Genomic DNA, 21,188 nt, shown 5'->3' on the forward strand with positions numbered 1-21,188 from the left:
ACAAAAAATGCCGAAACCTCCCTCAAGTATTCCAAAATAATCGATGCCCCGTCAAGTATAAATACCACTAGTACGATCCTTGTTGCCATGGGGACAGAGGAGAAAGTGTCCACAGAAGCAGAAGAACGGAGTGAGGTAAGAGAACGATTCCCATTTGCAGGGGAACTGGAGCTACCCGACGAACTGGAGGGGTGGGAGGAAATGTACCCGGAATACTTCCAGTTCGAGTTGTCCGAAGACCGAGCCGAGTACGAACGCGACCGGTTCTGGTTCTGGGACAAGAAGGACACGACGGAGCCACTGATGCCGTGGGATATGACGATAAGCGCCCAGGCGTGGCAGATTGCGATGGCACAGAACACGAGTCGCGTGTTTGCGATCCCGCCGTCGATGTCGGTCGATATCCGCGTCGTGGCAGGGTATGCGTACTTCAGCGGCATCAAAGTCGAGGACGAGGAACTGCTGAAAGAACGCAGCCAGATCTTCAAGGAGCGAAGCGAATACTACTACGACAACTACGACGCGCTGTACAACGGCGTCTGGCTGCCAGCCGTCAAGGACATCGGGACGGAGATCCGCTCGCTCGAGGTTCCCGACCAGCTTCCCGAGTACGTTCCTGGCGCTGTAATTACGGAGGGGAAAGGGCAGAGCGATCAAACGGTGGACGTGATCCGGAGTTACAACCGACTTACCGAACTCGCGCTGGAAGGGTGGCAGCGCCACTTCGAGTTCCTGTATCTCGCGTACCTCGCGTACATGCAGTTCACAGAGACGAGTCGCCAGCTGTTCCCAGACATCTCCGACGACGCAATCGGGAAGATGGTTTCCGCGGTCGAAGCCGACGTCTTCCGCCCCGACCAGGAGCTGAACCGGCTGGCGGAGAAGGCCCTCGAGCTCGGGGGGGACGTTCCCGAGATTCTGACGTCCGACCGGACGCCCGAGGAGAAAATAGAGACGCTTCGGAACGACGAGCAGGGACGTGAGTTCATGGACCTGTTCGACGAGGTCAAAGATCCCTGGTTCTACATGACCTACGGAGACGGGTTTCATAGCTACAAGGGCTCGTGGATCGAAGACCTCGAGGCGCCGTTCGACCACCTCGAGTCGAAGATCGATCGGCTGGAATCCGGCGAAGAACTCGGACGTGACTTCGACAAACTGCAAGCCGAGCGCGACGAGGTCGTCGACGAGTATCGGCGGTACCTCGGCCCGGACGAGCGCGAGGAGTTCGACCACGCCTACGAGACCTGCATGACGGTCTACGAGTACGCGGAGAACCACCAGTTCTGGATCGAAAACTGGCTCCACACGATCATCTTCGGCAAGATGCGTGAGTTCGGCCAGTTCCTGGTCAACCACGACCTGCTGGACGACCCCGAGGACGTCTTCCTGTTCAACCGGTTCGAGGTCGCCGAACTCCTCGAGGAGGCCTGTGAAAGCTGGGCACTCGGGAAGGGCGCGTTCGTCTCGAGTCGCTGGAAGGACCGTGCAGCCGACCGCCGTGAGGTCTTCGAGGCTGCCAAGGAGTGGGACCCATCGCCTGCGCTGGGTGAACCCCCAGAGGAGGTCACCGACCCGCTCATGCAGATGCTATGGGGCATCACCACCGAGAAGGTCAACAACTGGCTCAATATCGAGTCCGAGACCGGCGACGAAACTGTCCTCGAAGGCTTCGGGTCGTCGTCCGGACAGGTCGAAGGGAGAGCACGCGTCGTGGAGAACTCGGAGAACATCGACGATCTCGAGGAAGGCGAGATTCTCGTCGCCCCGCTCACGAATCCCGCGTGGGCACCGGTCTTCCCGCGCGCCGAGGGTGCCGTCACCGACGACGGCGGGATCACGAGTCACGCGGCCATCGTCTGTCGCGAATACGGCCTCCCCGCCGTAACCGGAACCGGACACGCGACCTCGCTCATCGAGACGGGTGACAAAGTCCGACTCGACGGCGAGACGGGTGAAGTAGAAATTCTCGAAAAGGCAGCGTAATCGTCAGATATATACCAATCTTCACTATTGATACTGATATACTAGTCCATGACTGAACCAACGTACACGCTTCACTTCGAAGCCGAGGAGTGTCACAAGGACAATGTCGAACTCGTCGGTGGAAAGAACGCCTCGCTCGGTGAACTGATGGACGCGGGTGAGTCCGTGCAAGTGCCACCTGGGTTCGCAGTGACGACTGACTTTTACGAGGCGTTCCTCGAAGAAGAAGATCTGACGGACTTCATCACCGACCGTCTCGCCGACGTCGACTACAGCGACGACAACGCGGTCGCAGCAGCGAGTGACGACATCAGAGATCACATCGAGAACGCACAGTTCCCGTCGTTTCTCGAGGCAGCACTCGAGGATGCGTGGGAACAACTCCAAGCAGACGACCCATCGGACGACCTCCAAGTCGCGGTTCGTTCGTCGGCTACCGCCGAAGACCTGCCAGATGCCAGCTTCGCCGGCCAGCAGGACACTTACCTCAACGTGCGTGACTTCGAGGAAGTGAAAGAGCGCACGAAGATGTGCATGGCAAGTCTGTTTACCGCACGGGCGATCACGTACCGCGAGGAGCACGGCTTCGACCACGACGAGGTCCTCATCAGTGTCGGCATCCAGAAAATGGTCGAGGCACGCACCTCCGGCGTGATGTTCACCGTGAACCCCGCGAACGGCGACCGGTCGAAGGTCCGCATCGAATCGAACTGGGGACTCGGCGAAGCGGTCGTGAGCGGGACGGTTACGCCCGATAGCTTCCTCGTCGACAAACCAGTGTACAAGATCGTCGACCGGGACATCAAAGAGAAGAACATCATGACGGCGCCCACTGATGCGGGGACCGAGGAAATCCCGGTCGACGACGATAGACGAGACGTCCCATCGCTCACTGCCGACGAAATCGTCGAACTGACGGACATCGCCAAGATGGTGGAACGACATTACAGTGCGCCACAGGACATCGAGTGGGCCATCGAAGAGAACGGGGACGACAAGCGATTCTACGTGCTTCAGAGTCGCCCCGAGACGACGTGGAACAAGGAGAAAGAGGCGAAGTCGGACGAGCAACAGAGCAAACCGAGTTCCGGAAGTCAAAGTACGGCAGATCGGATTCTCGATTGCCTGTAGGGCTGTTCAGCTACAGTCAGACGGCGTCATGCTCGGCGATCGAAGCAGCGACTCAGGTTCAGCCGCTAAGTTACTCGTTCAATTCACCGAGATCGAGAACACCCTTTTCCGCCAGATGTGGTGCGGCAGAGTAGAGATTTCGTTCCGAGACGACGACATCAGGAACGTCGCGGACGGCTGGTTTCGGATCGATACCGATGGAGAAGCCAGCACGGGTGAAAAGCGGGCGATCCTGGGGGCCATCACCGACAGCGATTACCTGATCGTGGTCGATACCTAGCGACGCTACGAGATCGTCGAGTACTGGGCCTTTGCCCCGCTCGACGATGTCTCCCCTGAGTTCGCCAGTCAGTGCTCCGTCGTCGATGACCGGCTCATTCGCACGGTAGTACTCCATGTCTAGTTCCGCCGCGACGTGACGGGCGAGCGGTGTGAGGGCAGTAAAAATCGCCGTCTGGCAACTGACGTGACGTCCCACGTCTGTCGCTCCGGGCGCGAACGGAAGCGACTGGACGACGTCCTCGATTTCCTGGATCGTAAGCCCCTCAAAAAGCGGGAAGATATGTTCGGATAGCGCTTCCATCGGTTCAAGATCGTCCTGCCAGACGCGCTCCTGAATACGCTCGATTTCGTCACCGACTCCTGCGTGAGCCCCGAGAGCATGGATGATGTCCCCGTCAACGAGCGTTTCGTCACCGTCGAAGACGACAAGTTCGTAATCAGTGTGTACCATTCGGTGGCAGAGAACACTCATTCCGACAATATAAATGCTATAGGTTTCCACAGATTGGCATCGGAACCTGCCTGGCTGTCAGTGTGTCGTCACAGCTACGTAGAATGCGGGTAATTCCGTGATTGCTGATAACTTCGGCTATCCTGTCACTGTCGGAAGCGGCATCTTGAAAATCTACCGTCAACGACCAAAATTCAATGCCTCAATCGTCCAGACGAAATCTTAGAGACAAATCCGCCGGGAAGGGGGAAGGGGGAAGGCCAGCAGTGGTCGACAAACCGAGAGGCTACTCCGTCAGCCCAGCTGCCAGCATCTCGACCGGGGTCGGGGGGCTCTCGCGGTCTGGGAGTGCTGGATGGGTGTCGGCGTCCGTGAGCATGTCCTCGAGCTGTGTCCGACAAGATGCACCGGGAGCGACGGGTACCTCAGCGAAGCTATCGTCGACCTGCTCGACGAGGGCATCGCCGATGGCAGTGCTCATGGCGTGGTGTTCAGCCTCGTAGCCGAACGACCCGGCCATACCACAACAGCCCGAGTCGAGCGGATCGACCTCGTAGCCCGCTCGCCGGAGAACGCCGACGGCGTGGTGGTCTTTTTTGGTCGCCTTCTGGTGACAGTGGCCGTGGTAGGCCAGCGAAAGCGACGGCGGCTCGAAATCGATATTCTCCGCGAGTCCGAAAATGTCGAGATATTCACAGACACCGTACGTGTTCGTGGCAACGGCCTCGACCGCGTCGCCCGAGAGCAGGTCCCGATAGTCCGACTGGAACATCACCGCGTCCGACGGTTCGACGAGAACGACGTCCCACCCATCGCGGACGCGCGGTGCGAGCGAACCGACGTTCTCCCGGGCAGTCTTTCGTGACGCATCCAGGAATCCCTTGGAGTGAGCGGGTCGACCACTATCCGTGTTGGTAGCAAGGTCGACGTGAACCCCTGCAGTCTCCAGGACCCGGACGGCCGCCTTTCCGATCTCGGGGTGGCTATAGTTGGTGTACGTATCCGGGAACAGTACGGCCCGTCGCTCCGCCGCTGCTGCAGCGACTCGCGATCCCCCACGAGCCGCAAACCAATCTTGAAGCGTCTCTCGCTCGAAGGTCGGCAGGGAACGCTCACGGGCGATGCCGACCGTCCGCTCGAGGAGCGTCCGCGCACCTGGCAGTTTCGATGCTGCGTTCGACAGCGGTGCGAGTGTGCTTCCGAGACGTGCGAGCGTGTCGACGTTTGCGAACAGTCGATCCCGGGGACTTGCTCCCTCTTGCTGGTGATACTCGTGGATCACCTCGGCTTTCAGTTTCGCCATATCGACTTCGCTGGGACAGTCTCTCGCACATCCCTTGCAGCCGATACAGAGATCGAGCACCTCGCTGACGAACTCCTCGTCGGTCGGATCGTCGGGAAGGTCCCCGCTCATCGCCTGGCGGAGCATGTTCGCCCGTCCACGAGTGCTCGTGATTTCTTCGTCCGCCGCCCGGAACGTCGGACACATTACGCCACCACCTGTGTCCTTCTGGGTGCGACAGCCACCACAGCCGTGACAGAGTTCGACCATTCCCTGGAAGCCGTTCTCGATGTCCCACTCGAGCGTCGGTTCGAATCCGGCGTCGAACTCGTATCCGGGACCGAACCGGAGATTCTCTGTCATCGAGACGTCGCCACAGACCTGCCCGGGATTCAACAGCCAGTCGGGGTCGAACGCCGTCTTCAGGTTGCGAAACACCTCCCAGAGTTCATCGCCGTACAGTTTCCGGTTCCACTGGGTCCGTGCACGGCCGTCGCCGTGTTCACCCGACACCGACCCACCGAACTCGACGACCATGTCCGTGACTGCGTCCGCGATGTTCTCCATCGCTTTGCGGTCGGTCTCGGACTTCGGATCGACCAGCGGGCGGACGTGCAAGACGCCCGGGCCAGCATGAGCGTAGAAGGAAGCGAACGTATCGTTCTCGTCGAGGATCTCTCTGAACCGGGTAACGAACGCTGGGAGGTGTTCGGGCGGAATCGCGGCGTCCTCGATGAAACTGATGTGTTTAGCGTCGCTGGTGCGCGAGAGGAGGATAGGGAGCCCTGATTTCCGAAGTTTCCAGAACTTGGTGCGCGTTTCGGCATCGTGAGCCTCCAACCCGTCGAACGCGTGCTGCTCGTCGCTATCACTCACTCGGTCGGCGATCAGGTCGGCGGTCTTCTCGCGTCCGTCCTCCTCGTTCTCGGCATAGAACTCCACGAGCAGCGCCGCTTCAGTGCCATCCGGGAGCAACGCGACGACGTTCTCGAACTCTGCAGTATTACCGGCTAGATCGATGAGCGTATCATCGATGAGTTCGACAGCCGCAGGATCGTGGTCGAGAACGTGCTGGACGTCCGCGACTGCGTCGACCGTGCCGTTGTAGGTGAGGAGGACGACCGATTTCGTCTCCGGAATCGGTTCCAGTGATACCGTTGCCTCCGTTACGATCGCCAGCGTTCCCTCGCTGCCCGCGAGCAGTCGGGCGAGGTTGACAGTCCCCGTCTCGGCTTCCTTGACCAGCCGATCGAGGTTGTACCCCGAAACGTTCCGCTTGAGATCCGGATAGCGCTCGTCGACTTCATCGCCGTGGTCGTCGATTATCGAGACGACGCCGGCATAGATACGCGGGAGCAACTCGCTGGCATCGGCGTCGGCTTTCGTCCGGAGCTCCTCGACTTCGATCTCGCCAAGCGTCGTAACGGTCCCGTCCGCAAGGACGACCTCACACTCCTCGATGTATGCCTCGGTCTTGCCGTATTTTAACGAGTGTGCGCCCGTCGAGTTGTTGCCGATGGCCCCGCCAACAGTGCTTCGGTCGCCGGCTGCAGGGTCAGGAGCGAACTTCAGGTTATGAGAGGAGATCGTCGCGTTCAGGTCTGCTAGCACCGTCCCTGCCTGGACGCGGGCTTCGCGAGCTGATGGATCGATGTCGAGCACGTCGTCCATGTATCGCATGAAATCGAGGACGACTGCCTCGTTGACGGTTTGACCGGCGAGGCTCGTCCCGCCACCGCGAGGTAAGACTGGAATTTCTCGGTCGGCACAGTACTCAACGACGCTGACGACATCAGCCGTGGCGACGGGGAACACGACACCGATGGGAGTCACCTCGTAAGCGGAGGCGTCCGTTGCGTATAGCTGGCGCGTGTAGGTGTCGAACCGAACGTCACCATCGACCCGTCGTTGCAGGTCGCGTACGAGGTCAGAACGTGCGACGTCTCCAGAAACGAACTCGTAGTCGGATCGGTCGTCGTGCGCAGCGGGAGACGGATCTAGCCGGGATTCGCTCTCGTCGTAATCTGAACTCATCTACTATTTCCCGTTTGGAACAACACCTACCTGTGGTTTTCGGAACGTATCTGTCCAGAAGTCACAAAATTCCGTCAGGTGGCAGAGTTCTCACTCCTGCCGGACGCAATGAGAGCTGATATCTCGGCCGGATTATGCAGCTAAGCTGTTGGCATCTACTGAGTTAGTGAACGGGCATTGTTCAGGAGCCTAGAACAGTTCGATTATCGAACATCGTCTCCGGACGGCGAACGGCCCAGTAGCAAAAGACAACGTCAGCCGTCCGTCAGCCGTCGTGTGGAAGACGCGGAGTTCTAGTGACGTGTGACATGGCGCATTTTCGAACCGAGTAGACTAAGGATCTAGGTCCCACGGTATTTGGTAGGAATGCCCAACGAACGTACGACGCGGCCGGGGGTGAAATCGGACGAGACGCTACTGTCTATCATCGACTACCTGGGGGACGTCGACGGTGCTGGTGTAACCGAGATCGCAGCGCATCTCAACCTGGCAAAGAGCACAGTCCACGACCACCTGACGTCGATGGGCGAGCACGGGTTCATTGTGAAACGCGACCACGAGTATCAGCTGGGGCTGGAGTTTTTTAATGTCGGCCAATCGGTTCGTAATCGATTCGACATCTACAGGGCCACAGAACCCGTCATCGACTCCTTGTACGATCAGACGGAAGAAATGGTGTGGCTGTTCACCCACGAGAACGGCCGCGTTATGTGTATCGATGGGTTCGCCGGGAATACGAACATCGACGCCAACTCCCTCATCGGTTCGTGGGCATACATGCATTGCAATTCATCCGGGAAAGCCATTCTCTCACAGCTTCCCGACTCCGAGGTAGAGGCGATAATCGACAATCACGGCCTCCCAGCTCAAACATCGAACACTATCACTGACTCCGACGAGCTCTTTACCGAACTAGAACGGATTCGAGAGCAAGGCTACGCTTTGAACCTCGGCGAAGACCTCGAGGGGATCCACGCGGTCGGGGTGCCGCTCGTATTCGAGGGTGAGGTGAAGGGTGCGCTCTCCATCGCCGGTCCGGCACATCGCGTCGATCTCGACCGTTGTGAGAACGAACTCGCGGAGATGCTGTTCGCAGCCAGAAACGACATCGAACTCAATCTCGCGTACACCTGAGTCGCTGTAACACTGACCTGTCTCGCCGTTCGATGTGGCGACTGTCCGCCCCTATCAACTGATCCGTTCGGAGACCGTATACGAGCGATCGGCTTTCGACGCAGGAGCGATGGGGCCACGAACGGGCGTCCGCGTCGACGGGGCAGTATCGACCACCAGATGAGAGCTACCTCGGACACTCCGGTCAGAAGTCGGACAGTATTCGGTCTTATGGTCGAAAGACCCGCCAGCGGACCGTCGTTCTGGCGAGAGCACCGTCGGCTCGTTCGCACTGTTTTCTGTACCATCTTACCGGGTTGATCGTTAAGATTATTACCTACTAGTGAGCTTTTCGGGACACGAAACACATGGACTATCTCAGAGCGTTCGATCGAACAGTGCACGTTCACGGGTCAGACACAGCGATAGTCACCATGGATGGTGACACGTATACATACACCGAGTTCGACAATCGAAGTACACAACTCGCGAACGCACTCGACGAACGCGTTGGAAACAGTCCGTGTGCCGTCCTTGCTTGCAACGGCCTCCAAGCAGCCGAGTCGATGATTGCAAGCCACAAACGGGGGTCACCGACGGTCCAACTGCCATTTCGCGACGAACCTGCAGAACTAGTCCAGATGGCGGAGACGGCCGGTGCCACGGCGCTCGTCTTCGACGATGCGAACGCCGAAACGGCTCGTCGTCTGTTCGAGTTAGGCGATTTCGATGCAGGAATTCACGCTGGGAGGAGGGATCTCGGCGTGGACTGGGCTGAATCCTACGAATCCGTACTTGCGAAGGCACCGCGGGACCTCCCCGAACACCTCCCGGCCGACGGGAAGACGAACGTCTTCTACACAAGCGGAACCACGACCTTACCCAAAGCAGTGAGGTTCGACGGCGAGCAGATGTGGATCGGGGCGTACCAGGCCGTCATGGAACACGGCATCGATCAAACGGACGTCGCAGTCGTAATAACGCCCTGGTACCACATGGTCACGTCCGCCTCGTGGCTCTACCCACACTGGGCCGCCGGGGCGACGACGGTGTTGCAGTCACAGTACGAGCCCGACGATACGCTCTCCCTCCTCGAGCGACACGATGCGACAGGGCTGCTCGCAGTGCCGGCACAGCTAGACGAACTCTGTAAATCACAAGCCGACGCGAACTACGACGTCGACTCGCTCTCGTACGTCCGGACTGGTGGGGCAATCGTTCCGGAGACGCTCATCGACCGCGTGAGAAATCAGTTCACGGAAGCGGTGTACAACACCTACGGAATGACCGAGGCGGGTCCGAATCTGACATTCGCACACCCATCAGTGCAAGATGACCACCCCGGAACGATCGGCAAGAAGTCATTTTCTTGGGAGTTACGCGTCGTCGAACAGGTCGGATTGGACGAACGTCCTGACCCCCAGGCGACAGTCGAACCGGGTGAACGAGGCGAAATTATCGCTCGCGGTCCCGGTCTCCCCGACGGCTACGTCGACAACCCGAAAGCGGAGGCGCGAAACTTCTTCGACGGTTGGCTCCGAACTCGAGATGTCGCGAAGGTCGACACAGACGGCTTTCTCTACATTGTCGATCGGGTTGATAACATGTTCACCAGTGGTGGTGAGAACATCTATCCAACCGAGGTCGAGAACGCTCTCGAATCACACGAGGATGTCAGCGAGGCACTCGTGGTCGGCCTCGACGACGATCACTGGGGAAACAAGGTGGCTGCCGTCGTCGTCGTTGATGGACAGGCTGGCCCTAAAAAGTTGGACGATTTCTGCAGGGAACACCCTTCTCTCGCGGATTTCAAGCGACCTCGTGAGTACGCAACGCGCACCGAACCCCTCCCACGGACGGAGACCGGAACGATAGAGCGGGAACGTGTTGTCGAGGAACACTTCGGTTGAGGAAATCCGCGACGGCAGCTGAAAACAAAAGTCCGTTGTTCAGAACGCGATCGCGGAGACGTCTCTGACGTTGTTCGTTACTGTTGACTCCGCAAGGAGCGAGGTGTTCCAGTTGGAGCGGCGAGCGAGTCGAAGATCACAGGTCGAAACGCCATCTCGTTCCCTCGTCGGACACTCTAGCAGATGAATGTCGACGTGGGCCTGTGTTCCGAGTGTCGAACATGTATGAAAACCGCCCGGTGTTGTCTTTCAAAGACGGGCGTAGTGTAATGTACGTCAGCGGACGGTACGCTTTTATGAGTGCCACACACAGACCCTGGTATGGCGGAGTTCACGAACCCGTACGCAGAGGAGGATCCGTTCGTCGAAGCGCACTTCGATTGCCTGAACTGTGGGGGGAAACTCTGGGAGTACGCGATTCAGCGACAGATGGTCTGTGAAGACTGTCGATCGGTCTTCTCCGCTGACGAGGTTTTCGAGGCACAGGTGAAACCGTAACCAGTGCAGCGCGTTTCTTCGCTCTAATCCACGTACCATCGACGCACTGTTCGGTCCGTCATAAGTTTAGTTGATACGTCCAGTACACTTATATAGAATCATACATAGTGTCCATGTATGGCACAGCAAGAGCCAGAGGACCTCCTAGAGCTGAGTGCAGATACGCGGAGTATCCTCGAGGACAACGACCTCCGGCCACTCTGGGAAGTCGAAGAGGACCTAGGGAACCTCGTCGGCGACATCGACCCGGACATCTGGAAGTGGGAGGACATTCAGAACGCGATCGATAGCATCGAGGATGACGTTCCGATAGCCGATCTCCCCCCTGGATTCCAGCGCCGCGTTGCGGTTCCGGTCAATACTGGCTACCGAAACGCGGTCTCGAATACTATCTATCTCGGCATTCAGACAGTCTCACCCGGTGAGACTGCGCCGTCACACCGACACGGGGCGAACGCTCTTCGATTCACCATCGACGGAAACGAGGACATGAAGACGGTCGTTGCAGGCGAGGAGTTCCCCATGCTAGACAACGATCTCATCACGACGCCACAGTGGGAGTGGCACGATCACGTCAACGACTCCAGCGAAACAGCGGCGTGGCTCGACGTGCTCGACCTGCCACTCGTGCTGGACTCGTTGAACGCCCGAAACACCTTCGAGAACCACGAACTCGAACGCCAACCTGTCACGAAGTCCCGGGGCTACTGGGAGTCACAGTACGGTCGGGCCCGCCCCTTCGAGGACAAGAAGGAAGACGATATTCCGGGACCGTTCCAGGGTAATCGTGAAGCGACACCCCCGTACCGTTTCCAGTGGTCGGACACGCAGGAAGCACTTCGACAGCGAGCCGAGAACGACGAGCCGGACCCCCACGACGGGTACAGCCTTTCCTACGTCAACCCGGCGACGGGCGAGCCACCGCTATTCCCGACGATGTCGTTCCGCGCACAGTTGCTGCAGGACGCGACAGACCCGCACTTCCACAACGCCACCGAGGCGTACTTCGTCATCGAGGGTGACGGTGTGACTCACGTCGGTGACGAGGCGCTGGAGTGGAGTAAGCGAGATATCTTCCTCGTGCCGCCAGACGAGACTCACCACCACGAACCCGACGACGAGGCGATCCTTCTCGGAATCACCGACCGTCCGGTGTTCGAAGCGTTCAACTTCTACGCCGAGGCCAAACCGTCGTAACCGAACTACCATCGAACTGACGAACTCGATCGCTACGTCGATCGCATCGCCGTCCGAGAGGGAACTGACGCCCTCCACTGGGCTGGTTGTAATGACGTCGCGGCCTCGAGAAGTCGCGCGCAGCGGTTCGCTGATCGGTAGCCGGTTCGTCAGAAATAACTCTCCGTTCTGGTGAGGTCGAGATCTCCGGCGACGTCTGCCCTGAAGTGTTCGGCCAGCGAGTCGAGTGACCAGCCCCCGGGCCTGACGCCGACGTGGTCCAGGGACGGAGGAGAGAAGACGCCGACTCGGTCACCGCCGGCATAGAGGGTACAGCCAGTCACGTCGGTCGCGTCGTCGCTGGCGAGGTACGTAGCGAAGGTGGCGACGCGCTCCGGCGGCATCTCCTCGCGTGTGTACGGGCGGTGCTCTTCAGGGACGGTCTCGGTCATTCGTGTGAACGCGTTGGCGATCATTGCATTGACCCGGACGTTCGAACGGTACATCTCGGACGAGACCGTCCTGACCAGCCCGAGGACGCCGGCCTTCGAGGCTGCGTAGTTGGCCTGACCAACGTTCCCACGAGCCGCATACGAACTGGCCGCCAAATAGGAACGTTGTGTGTCCAACCCGTCATCGCCAGCTTCCTGTCGCCAGTGTTGGCAGGCTGCCTGAAGAAGTGTGAACTGGCCCGTGAGATTCGTCTCGAGGACAGCGGTCCAGTCATCTGGGTCAAGTTTGTAGACGATACTGTCCCGGAGAATGCCGACGAAGTTGAGGACGGCATCCAGCCGACCGTACTCCTCGACAGTGGCGGTCACGAGATCGGCAGCGTACTCGGCGTTTGTCAGGTCGCCCGCGTGCGCGACGGCCTCTCCGCCGTTCTCCCGGATAGTCGCTGCAACTTCCCCGGCAACGGACGGGTCCGATCCTTCCCCGTGGACGGACGTGCCGAGATCGTTGACGACGACACGGGCACCGTGGTCGGCTAGCGTCTGGGCAGTTGCTGCCCCCAGCCCGTTTCCACCGCCGCCGACGAGACAGACCTTTCCTTCGAGTGCGCTCATCGGTCCATCCCTCCAAGGTAATAGAAACCGGTCCGCTCCCTCACAGCACGCTCTACGGTACTCGTCGGCATCCAAGTATTACAGTTGACTGCACTGCGTGTCCGAAGGTAGTTACGAGGCATACGTACGGCTTCGGAGATACAGTATTCAAATCTTGGGGTAGACATGAACGGAAATGCGACGACAAAGGACTAACTTCTGTCCAGTCTCGCTACTCAATCGGTCTGTACCCATCTTCGTAGCTGGCTATCCCTTTGTCCGTACTATCCGGTCACTTGTTCGCCATGAGGGAACACATCGGCGAGCTGTGTACTGGTGCGCCGTACCGGCCTGCGCGAGAGGCTACCGACGGCCATTTGTCAGTACCGGTTTATGGCAAACATCAAACACAGCACTCGACCACTAGGGATACAGGTCCGTTTGAGGCCCTTGACGATGCCCATCTCCCCCGTATGCTCTCACCAGTCGACCGAGACGGGTCTCATTTAGAGGAGTTCCCTACTGGCGAACAGTCGATACTGGATGCCACTGAGACGACCAACACTGAATCCGTCGCGAAAGAAAGGAAGGTAAGACCCGATACACGCGATCGAGCTCCGTGATTCTCCTCTCGATGGAGAATCGCTCGAGGACGTGTTCAGCGTCACCGAACATCTGCCCTGTTCACGATTGTAATACCTCTCTCATCGCAGATCGACTATTGGCTGATTGGTGTTTCTCCCGAGATAATTTCTAAATTAAGCCAAATTACACCAAATACAACTATTAAATATATAACAATCCGATAATTTGTTCCTTAATTGATTAAATTCCCGTTTTGTGTTCGGTATCAGGGAACATCTGCTACTAGCTACAGACGAGGACTAGATCTGGACGTGAGACTCGAATATCACGAGTGAAGGAGGTGTCACAGGCCAGTTCGGATGTACTCGAACACAGTCTCTCTCTCTATGATGACGACCCATTCTCATTACGACAATAGGCATGTAATGTCTAATTCGGATAGTTGAGTCCAGATGAGTGGATTATATAGAATAGTTTGGAATTAGAGTATTTAACTGTACGTCTCTCAAGGACCTATTCGAGATGGCTTTGATCACTATGCCGTCCGTATTTGCATCGAGATCTGTCGCTGATAAATGTAGTTTGGTGATTTGTTACCATCAACGGGAAACACGATATCGCCGACGTCGTTTTTCTCGTATAATTCACCCAGGAACTAACTTGCTATGACCTTGTTTCTGGCCGCTTCAAGCGTTCTATCTAGTGGATATCTAAATCAAATTCACAGTAATATACAGCCAATATTACTCGTCAGCGGTGGAGCGCAAATATGTGAAGTACGCCGTGATTCACTGTACTGCTTTGAAGAAGACTACTAGGCCATTCTGGATTAGATTTCGGTCACACGTTCGTACTCATCGGGAAGGGCAGCAGCGTCCTCGGGGAGCAGCGCGACGAGCAAGTAACCGGTGTACTCGTTGAGGTAGTCGATGAGCGTGGCAATCCGGTCTGCATCGATCGCTTCCAGCGAGTCCAGCAGCATGAACGGGACCTTCTCGTACACTTCGTGAGCGAGGTAGCCAGCGAGCGCGAACACCAGCCCCGTCACCTCCCGTTCGCTCTCGGAGAGGTGGTCGACCGTGTCCTCGTACGCCGCCCCCGACTCCGCCGTCCGGATGACGTGCAGTTCGAAGATGCTCTTGGTGACCTTACGCCGGCCTTCACGTACGTCGCGCTCGACGCGTTCGATCCAGATGCGCTCGATGTTCGCGTAGTCGAGCATCTCGAGGACGGTGTCCATGTGCTCGTTGAACTCCTCGACGGCGTTCGCCTCGATTCGATCGATCGCCGTCCGACGGTCCTCGATTTCGGCTTTGACCTCCTCGAGTTGCGCTTCGATGTCGTCCTGTTCGTCGATCTGACTCTCGATGTCGGCGATCTCTCCTTCGACGCGCTCGAGGTCGTTTTCGAGCCGTCCGAGTTCGTACTCGAGCTGGTTTGCCTCCTTGTGCAGATCCAGCACGGCGCTGTAGTTCTCGTCTTCTCGCTCTTCGACTGCCGCTTCGATCGTCTCGATTTCGTCCGTTAGCTCCTCGCGGCGCGTCTGGAGACGGTCGATCGTGTCCTCACCGCGGTCGATTTCGGTCTCGATGTCAGACAGTCGGCGTTCGAGGCGGTCGCGCTCTCGCTGGGATTGCTCGAGTTCGCGCTTTCGATCACTCACCTCCGAAATCTCGTCGTCGATGTCGTTTACGTCCCCGAGCTTCGTCTGGCTGAGCTGGCGCAACTGGTCGAGCGTCGACTCGATCTGTGCGGTTTCGACTTCGCTCCCGCACGTCCAGCACGTGACGGTCTCGTCTGGCAGCAACTGGTCGGTGACGTCTCCCGACGAATCCTCGGTGAGCGCCTCGAACGCGTCCGAGTCTGCCTCTTCGAGCATCTCCTCGTTGAAGCCGATGACGCTCTGGAGTTCGTTCACTTCGGTCTCGAGTGCCCGCTTCCGGTTACGGAGCCGCTCGAGTTCGGAGTCGATCTCCTCGAGTTCGCCGAGCGGCGTCTCTGGAAGCTCGTCCAGTTCGTTCTCGAGTTCTCGCTGCTCGCTCGTGAGTGCCTCGAGGCTCTCGCGTTCGGTCTCGAGATCGAACCGGATGTCGTCGAGATCGGACCGTTTCGAACGGAGGTCGGCGAGTTTGTCTTCGAGTTCCGATTTCTCTTCACGCGTTTCTTCGACGTCCGCATCTGCTGCCTCGAGTTCCTCCTCTTTGGCCTCGAGTTCGGCTTTCTTCTCGGCGATGTCGTCTTTCAGTTGCGTCTGTTGCGCCTCTAATTGGGGAAGTTTACCTTTCTTGTCGTCGATCTCCTCGAGTTTGCGCTGGAGGGACTGGCGCTCCTGAACGAGTTGGTCGATTTCGTTCTGGATCGCCTCAGTGTCGACCGGTCGCATGATGAGCTCACGCAGATCGTCGTTGGCCGCGACTGCCCGGCGTGCCTCGTTCGACTCGAGGAGAAACGCAAAGAGGTCTGCCAGGGTTGGGTCCTCCAGATAGGGATCACCATCGGTGACGACGCCGCCGGCACGCCGGCTCAACCGTCGTGTGTACGTCTCGTCGCCGAGGGTGAGTTCGACGGACGCCTCGTCGGCGTCGCCTTTGAGAGAGACGTTTTCGCTGCCGAGTGCCGCCATTACTGCCTGCAAAAACGACGTCCGGTTTGTCGCGTTCCGGCCGACGAGGATCGTGATTCCCGGCGAGAACTCGACGGTCGTTTCCTGAATTCCGCCGATATTCTCGGCGTGAATCGTCCCGTCTGGCTGACTGGACTGTTGCAGTTCCATGTCCGTTCGTTAGACTCCGTTGGTTATAACGCTTTATATTGTATGACGGTCTGAGTATCGCCTACTCTGAATCGACCCCGTTTCGAGCTATCGAACGTCCCTACACCTGTGATCCATCTACTCGTTATCGAGTTCCGGGCAGTCACAGCCGCCCCGTTCCAAAAGCTCCTCGATCTCGTACTGTTGACCGCAGTCCTCACAAAGGACGTTAATATCAACGAAAAGTCTAAATTCTCCGAGTATAAGATCGTCACTGTTCTCGAGCTGCTCGAGTTTACTCTCCGTGATCGTCGCCAGTCGACTCCGAAACCGCCGAACGTTTTCGGCTTCGATAACAGTCCGATCACGATTGTCTGTGGCGTACTCTGCATCACGGTACTCCTTGAGATACGTCCGGATAGCCTGATACGTGACGAAATCGCTCGTGAGTTTTTCGACGTCGACGCCCTCGCGTTCCAGTCGGCGCTGTGCTCGGGTTCGATCTGCGCTGTTCGTGTCTTCACTTGTTAACAACTCATATACATTTTCAACTTCCCCCGTCAGCGGCTGCATGCCGGCTGCGGCCATCGCTTCTGCGAGCAATTGCTGATTGAAGTAATCCGCCAGCGACCGAAGACTCATCCGGTCGTCGCCCGACGTCGTCCATAGTCGCTCCATCTCAGCGCCGATGCCCTCGAGTTCGTACTCGTCGATGAGTCGCACAACCTTGCTTCGTCTCCCGGGCGAATTCCCCGTATTTGAGTCGTCCATACTTAACAACTGGTGGCACCAACACTAATTCTTGTCTGTCTACGATAGATAGGCGCGGCTGAGAGAATTACGTGTGACTGCAGTTATTAATAAACATCAGGGAATAGCGGTCACACATTGATTATTTCGAACATCATCTATGTTTCAGTGTTTACTGAACTCGGCTATTAGGACCGGAATTCGAAAATTCCAAAGACGACATTTGAGGGCATGATTGTCCAGTCAGTAACAGTTGTTCTTTGTTATCGAATGTGGCTGTAGAAATATTACAGTCAAGCTATTACTGAATGTAGTAGGACGTCACAGTTATGAATTCTTAAAGGAAATAGCACTCATTACAGATGTATGCGTGTAATTCACGAGGGCGGACCCAGTTATCAGGACGTTAGAGGTGCTGTCCTGCTCGCTTCGACCGCGAGCAGAATTCATCGTATGTGTTACACCACTCCCGGAACTGGCTGAAGTGTCGGCTAGAAGTACACGAGACAGTTCGCGGTTTTCACGTGTATCGTTCGACAGCATCGAATCGTCGTCTCAGAGAGTAGTGAGATTGATCTCTAATTCGTTCGTCGCTCCCAACAGGAGATCGACAAGCTCACCGCTAATCTCCTCGCGGCGAAGTCGGTTTGCGGGTCCGGAGATACTCAATGCTCCTCTGACTTCGTCGTTTTCACCGACGATGGGCGCACCGATGGCGTACAGACCCGAGAGGGACTCCCCGTCGTTTATTGCGTACCCTCGATCTCGTGAGGTTTCAAGTTCTTGGAATAATTCATCTTCTCGTGTAGTCGTATTCTGCGTCTGTTCGGGCAGTCCGTGGCGCTCGATAATCTCTTCGACGCGACTACGCGGGAGGTTTGCGAGGATCGCCTTACCAGCAGAGATCGTATGCAAGTGCACCCCCTCACCAATCCGGACGGGAGGGTTGACCGGATGTTCACCCTCAGCGCCAGTCAGATAGTACCCGAGTCCGTTTTCCTCGACGATGCACCAGACTCGTTCCCCGGTTTCGTGAGCCAGTTGCTTCACTTTCTTCGGGGCAATCGAGTAGAGATCGTACGAGGTCTGCACGTGCTTACCGTGATTCAGAAACTCTAATCCCAGTCGATACTTTCTGCCCTCTTTGACTACGTATCCACGCCGCTGCAACGCTGTGAGGTGCCCGTGTGCGGTACTCTTGGCCATTCCGACACCCTCTGCGATCTCGGTTACACCTACGTCCTCGTTCTCGCGAATGAATTCGACGATGTCGAACAGTTTTTCGTCCGATTTGATCGTCCTTCCTTGACCGTCTTTCTGTGACATGTGACACCATACAACTTAATCACGCAAAAAACTTCGTTCGATCAGGTCGAATTTCCGGTGGAACGGCAAAACGAAAATCGATCTACAAGAGTCGCGACCACAGCTGTGGATGCACTCAGTCAGAGGGAAACAATCGCTGTTTGACTCCGTGCTTTACTGCCTCTCGCTTCAGGAGTTGAATTCCTTCTGAAATCGGGAGATCTTTCGGACACGACTGCGTACATTCGCCCTGAACGTGACAGCTCCAGACGCCGTCAGCGTCCATGAGGCGTTCGAGCCGTTCTTCGGTTCTCGACTCTCGAGAATCTTTCACTAGCGTCAGCGCCTTGTTGATCGCCGCAGGACCGAGATAGTTCTCGTCTGCGATGCTACAACTCGAGTAACAGGCACCACAGCCGACGCAATCCGTTCGGGGATCGATCACTTGCCGTTCGTCAGAATCAGGTTTTACGACCGCAGGGTCGGTCTCCTCGTCCAGTTCGTCTGATTCGAACGAGGGTTCGATCTCGGCGAAGCTATCGAAGAAGGGTTCCATATCGACAACCAGATCTTTTATCACTGGAAGATTGTACATCGGGCGAACGGTGATCTCACCTTCCAACTCGGAGACTGGCGTCTGGCAAGCGAGTCGTGCCTGTCCGTTGATCTCCATAGAACAACTGCCGCAGACGCCCTGTCTGCAAGAGAACCGCATCGAGAGGTTCTCTTTGATCGTCTCTTGGATATGGAAGAGTCCGTCGAGCACCGACGTCGATTCGCTCGTCGGGACGTCGTACGATTCGAAGGTTGGTTCGGAGTCGGTTTCTGGGTTGTACCGGTGAACGGTAAACGTCGTCTTAGTCATGGTCTGGTGCGTTGATGTTGTTGCGTTTCACACGTGTGAACTTTCGTGAGTGAGGTCGAACGTCAGCGGGTAGATCAGCCCTCGTCTGCGTGCTCACGCTCTGGAGGAGCGGCAGCAACTCCCTCTTCTTCGTCGGGTGTCAACCGTGAGAATTCTACTGCTTCGTCCCAAATGTGCATTCCGTCTTCGGCTCGTTGTACGTACACGTTCGCTAACCAGCGGTCGTCGTTTCGCGTCGGGTAGTCTTCACGGTAGTGAGCGCCGCGACTTTCGGTTCGATAGAGGGCGCTTCGAGCGACCATTTCGGCCGCGAGCGAGAGGTTTTCTACGTCCATGTACTCGTTCCACTCCAGGTTGTACTGACAACTACCGGAGACAGAAACCTCGTCGAGGCGCTCCCGCACTCGCCGTATCTCGTCGATGCCCTCGATCAGTTTCTCTTCGGTCCGTACGACGCCAACGTGTTCCCACATCGTTTCCTCCAGCAATTCACGCAGTTCGTAGATGTCGGCTCCGTCAGATCGATCCAATGGCGCGGTCACGCGCGTAATTATCGCTTCGACTTGCTCGGGATCGTACGGGGCGGGCTCTCGGTCGCGGACCTCACTCGCGATCGCTTGGCCCGCTTGCTTGCCTAGTACCGTCGAATCGACCACGCCGTTTCCACCGAGTCGATTTGCTCCGTGAGCCCCGCCAGCGTCTTCACCAGCCACGTACAGTCCAGGAAGTTCAGTTCGGCAGTTGCCGTCGATCGTCACACCACCCATGTGATAATGAGACGTCGGCGAGACCTCGACGGGTTGCTCCGAGAGGTCCTGTCCGACGTTGCGTGTTCGGTCGGTCATCCCGGGGAACGTTTCTTCGACGAAGTCGGTACCGAGATGGGTCGCATCGAGCAGTACGCCGTCGCGGTCGGTCCCGCGCCCGTCCATGATCTCCTGGTAACTCGCTCGAGAGACGATATCTCGAGTGGCGCGTTCCATCTCCTCGGGTGCGTACCGGCTCATGAACCGCTCGTCCTCCGTGTTGTACAGGTGTGCGCCGGCACCACGGATTCCCTCCTCGATGACGCCGCCGGTGAGTTTCGTATCTCCGGCCAAGAGCCCGGTCGGGTGGAACTGCATCATCTCCATGTCCTGGAGTCGCACTCCCCGACGGAACGCCATCGCCTGGCCGTCCGCAGACTTCTCGAGTGCGGGTGTCGAAATCCGGTACATCGTCGCACCTGCACCGGTCGCGAGGACGACCGCATTCGCGGTAATCACCTCGAACTCGCCCGAACGCATGTCGAGAACCACACAGCCGACCACCTCGTCGTCGTGCGTGAGGAGATCGACCGCTCTCGTCTCCTCGAGGAACGTCACGTCGCGGGTCAACAGTTCGTCCCGGATCTTCGTCATAATTTCGATGCCAGTCAGGTCGCCCTTGTGAACCGTTCGATCGAACGATTGACCCGCGAATGGCTTCTGGTGTACGTATCCGTCCTCGTCGCGGTCGAAGAACACGCCCAGATCGTTCTCCAGTTTTCGGATCACCGTTGGAGCGTTCTCGATCAGCGTCCACGCGAGTTCCTGATCGTTGATCCACTTTCCGCCTTCTACCGTGTCGCGGTAGTGTGCCTCGAGTGAGTCGTCGGGATGAAGGACGGCGTTGTACCCACCCTGCACCATCCGCGTGCAGCCGCTCTTTCCCGCCAACTTCTTCACGACGATCGTGATATCGAGGTCGTCAGGACTCTCTTCGTCGGCATACATCGCGGCGAATAGCCCTGCACCGCCGGCGCCGACGACTAGCACATCCGTCTCTCGTACTCTTCGAGCTGGCATCTCACATTATGCATTTCGTTAGAAGTATTTCAGTTTACTCCCCCACCTCCCCGATCACCAGTACCCGGTCCCTGGCCAAGATCGCACCGGTCACTGTGTTGCTATCGGAATCAAATAACGTTCCCATCTATTCCGTTGACCTCCTGTGTGTCTTCCACCCACGGTTTTATAACAAACGAAATAGAAATTTCTAGTG

General features: G+C 57.4%; 14 protein-coding genes. 6 read left to right on the forward strand and 8 right to left on the reverse strand.

Annotated elements, in window-relative coordinates; genetic code table 11:
* Window positions 1-87: 87 nt before the first annotated feature.
* Window positions 88-1,986 carry a PEP-utilizing enzyme gene (locus MU558_RS19560; protein ID WP_246976100.1) on the forward strand — a complete coding sequence of 633 codons (1,899 nt, stop codon included), beginning with the start codon at window positions 88-90 and terminating at the stop codon, window positions 1,984-1,986.
* A gap of 48 nt (window positions 1,987-2,034) precedes the next feature.
* The gene (locus MU558_RS19565; protein ID WP_246976103.1) at window positions 2,035-3,117 is read left to right on the forward strand and encodes a PEP/pyruvate-binding domain-containing protein; all 1,083 of its coding nucleotides are present in this window, start codon (window positions 2,035-2,037) and stop codon (window positions 3,115-3,117) included.
* 70 nt (window positions 3,118-3,187) lie between these two features.
* Here MU558_RS19565 and MU558_RS19570 read toward each other — a convergent pair whose 3' ends face one another.
* Complete coding sequence (locus MU558_RS19570) at window positions 3,188-3,850, reverse strand: HAD-IB family phosphatase (RefSeq protein WP_246976106.1); 663 nt, start codon at window positions 3,848-3,850, stop codon at window positions 3,188-3,190.
* Window positions 3,851-4,136: 286 nt separating this feature from the next.
* Window positions 4,137-7,166, reverse strand: a complete 3,030-nt coding sequence (locus MU558_RS19575; protein WP_246976109.1) for an FAD-binding and (Fe-S)-binding domain-containing protein — start codon at window positions 7,164-7,166, stop codon at window positions 4,137-4,139.
* Window positions 7,167-7,562: 396 nt separating this feature from the next.
* Here MU558_RS19575 and MU558_RS19580 point away from each other — a divergent pair, with 396 nt between their 5' ends.
* The 4 genes from MU558_RS19580 (at window position 7,563) to MU558_RS19595 (ending at window position 11,884) form a co-directional block, all read left to right on the forward strand.
* Entirely contained in the window at window positions 7,563-8,300 is a 738-nt protein-coding gene (locus MU558_RS19580) for an IclR family transcriptional regulator (protein WP_246976112.1), read from the forward strand.
* Window positions 8,301-8,647: 347 nt separating this feature from the next.
* Window positions 8,648-10,189 (forward strand): class I adenylate-forming enzyme family protein, encoded by a 1,542-nt coding sequence (locus tag MU558_RS19585; protein WP_246976115.1) that lies wholly within the window; start codon window positions 8,648-8,650, stop codon window positions 10,187-10,189.
* A gap of 321 nt (window positions 10,190-10,510) precedes the next feature.
* The gene (locus tag MU558_RS19590; RefSeq protein ID WP_246976118.1) at window positions 10,511-10,687 is read left to right on the forward strand and encodes a hypothetical protein; all 177 of its coding nucleotides are present in this window, start codon (window positions 10,511-10,513) and stop codon (window positions 10,685-10,687) included.
* 117 nt (window positions 10,688-10,804) lie between these two features.
* Entirely contained in the window at window positions 10,805-11,884 is a 1,080-nt protein-coding gene (locus MU558_RS19595) for a cupin domain-containing protein (RefSeq protein WP_246976121.1), read from the forward strand.
* A gap of 149 nt (window positions 11,885-12,033) precedes the next feature.
* On the opposite strand, the gene MU558_RS19600 is transcribed toward MU558_RS19595, so the two are convergent.
* From MU558_RS19600 to MU558_RS19625, 6 genes are all read right to left on the reverse strand, one after another.
* Window positions 12,034-12,930 carry an SDR family oxidoreductase gene (locus MU558_RS19600; protein WP_246976124.1) on the reverse strand — a complete coding sequence of 299 codons (897 nt, stop codon included), beginning with the start codon at window positions 12,928-12,930 and terminating at the stop codon, window positions 12,034-12,036.
* Window positions 12,931-14,323: 1,393 nt separating this feature from the next.
* On the reverse strand, window positions 14,324-16,267 hold the full coding sequence (locus tag MU558_RS19605; RefSeq protein ID WP_246976127.1) for an archaea-specific SMC-related protein: 1,944 nt from the start codon (window positions 16,265-16,267) through the stop codon (window positions 14,324-14,326).
* A gap of 117 nt (window positions 16,268-16,384) precedes the next feature.
* On the reverse strand, window positions 16,385-17,017 hold the full coding sequence (rdfA, locus tag MU558_RS19610) for a rod-determining factor RdfA (protein ID WP_322987061.1): 633 nt from the start codon (window positions 17,015-17,017) through the stop codon (window positions 16,385-16,387).
* A 534-nt stretch (window positions 17,018-17,551) separates the two neighbouring features.
* The gene (locus MU558_RS19615) at window positions 17,552-18,322 is read right to left on the reverse strand and encodes an IclR family transcriptional regulator (RefSeq protein ID WP_246976132.1); all 771 of its coding nucleotides are present in this window, start codon (window positions 18,320-18,322) and stop codon (window positions 17,552-17,554) included.
* A gap of 115 nt (window positions 18,323-18,437) precedes the next feature.
* The gene (locus tag MU558_RS19620) at window positions 18,438-19,166 is read right to left on the reverse strand and encodes a succinate dehydrogenase/fumarate reductase iron-sulfur subunit (protein ID WP_246976134.1); all 729 of its coding nucleotides are present in this window, start codon (window positions 19,164-19,166) and stop codon (window positions 18,438-18,440) included.
* A 74-nt stretch (window positions 19,167-19,240) separates the two neighbouring features.
* Window positions 19,241-20,962, reverse strand: a complete 1,722-nt coding sequence (locus MU558_RS19625) for an FAD-binding protein (RefSeq protein WP_246976136.1) — start codon at window positions 20,960-20,962, stop codon at window positions 19,241-19,243.
* Between the last annotated feature and the right edge of the window lie 226 nt (window positions 20,963-21,188).

Source organism: Natribaculum luteum (assembly GCF_023008545.1).
GTDB lineage: Archaea > Halobacteriota > Halobacteria > Halobacteriales > Natrialbaceae > Natribaculum > Natribaculum luteum.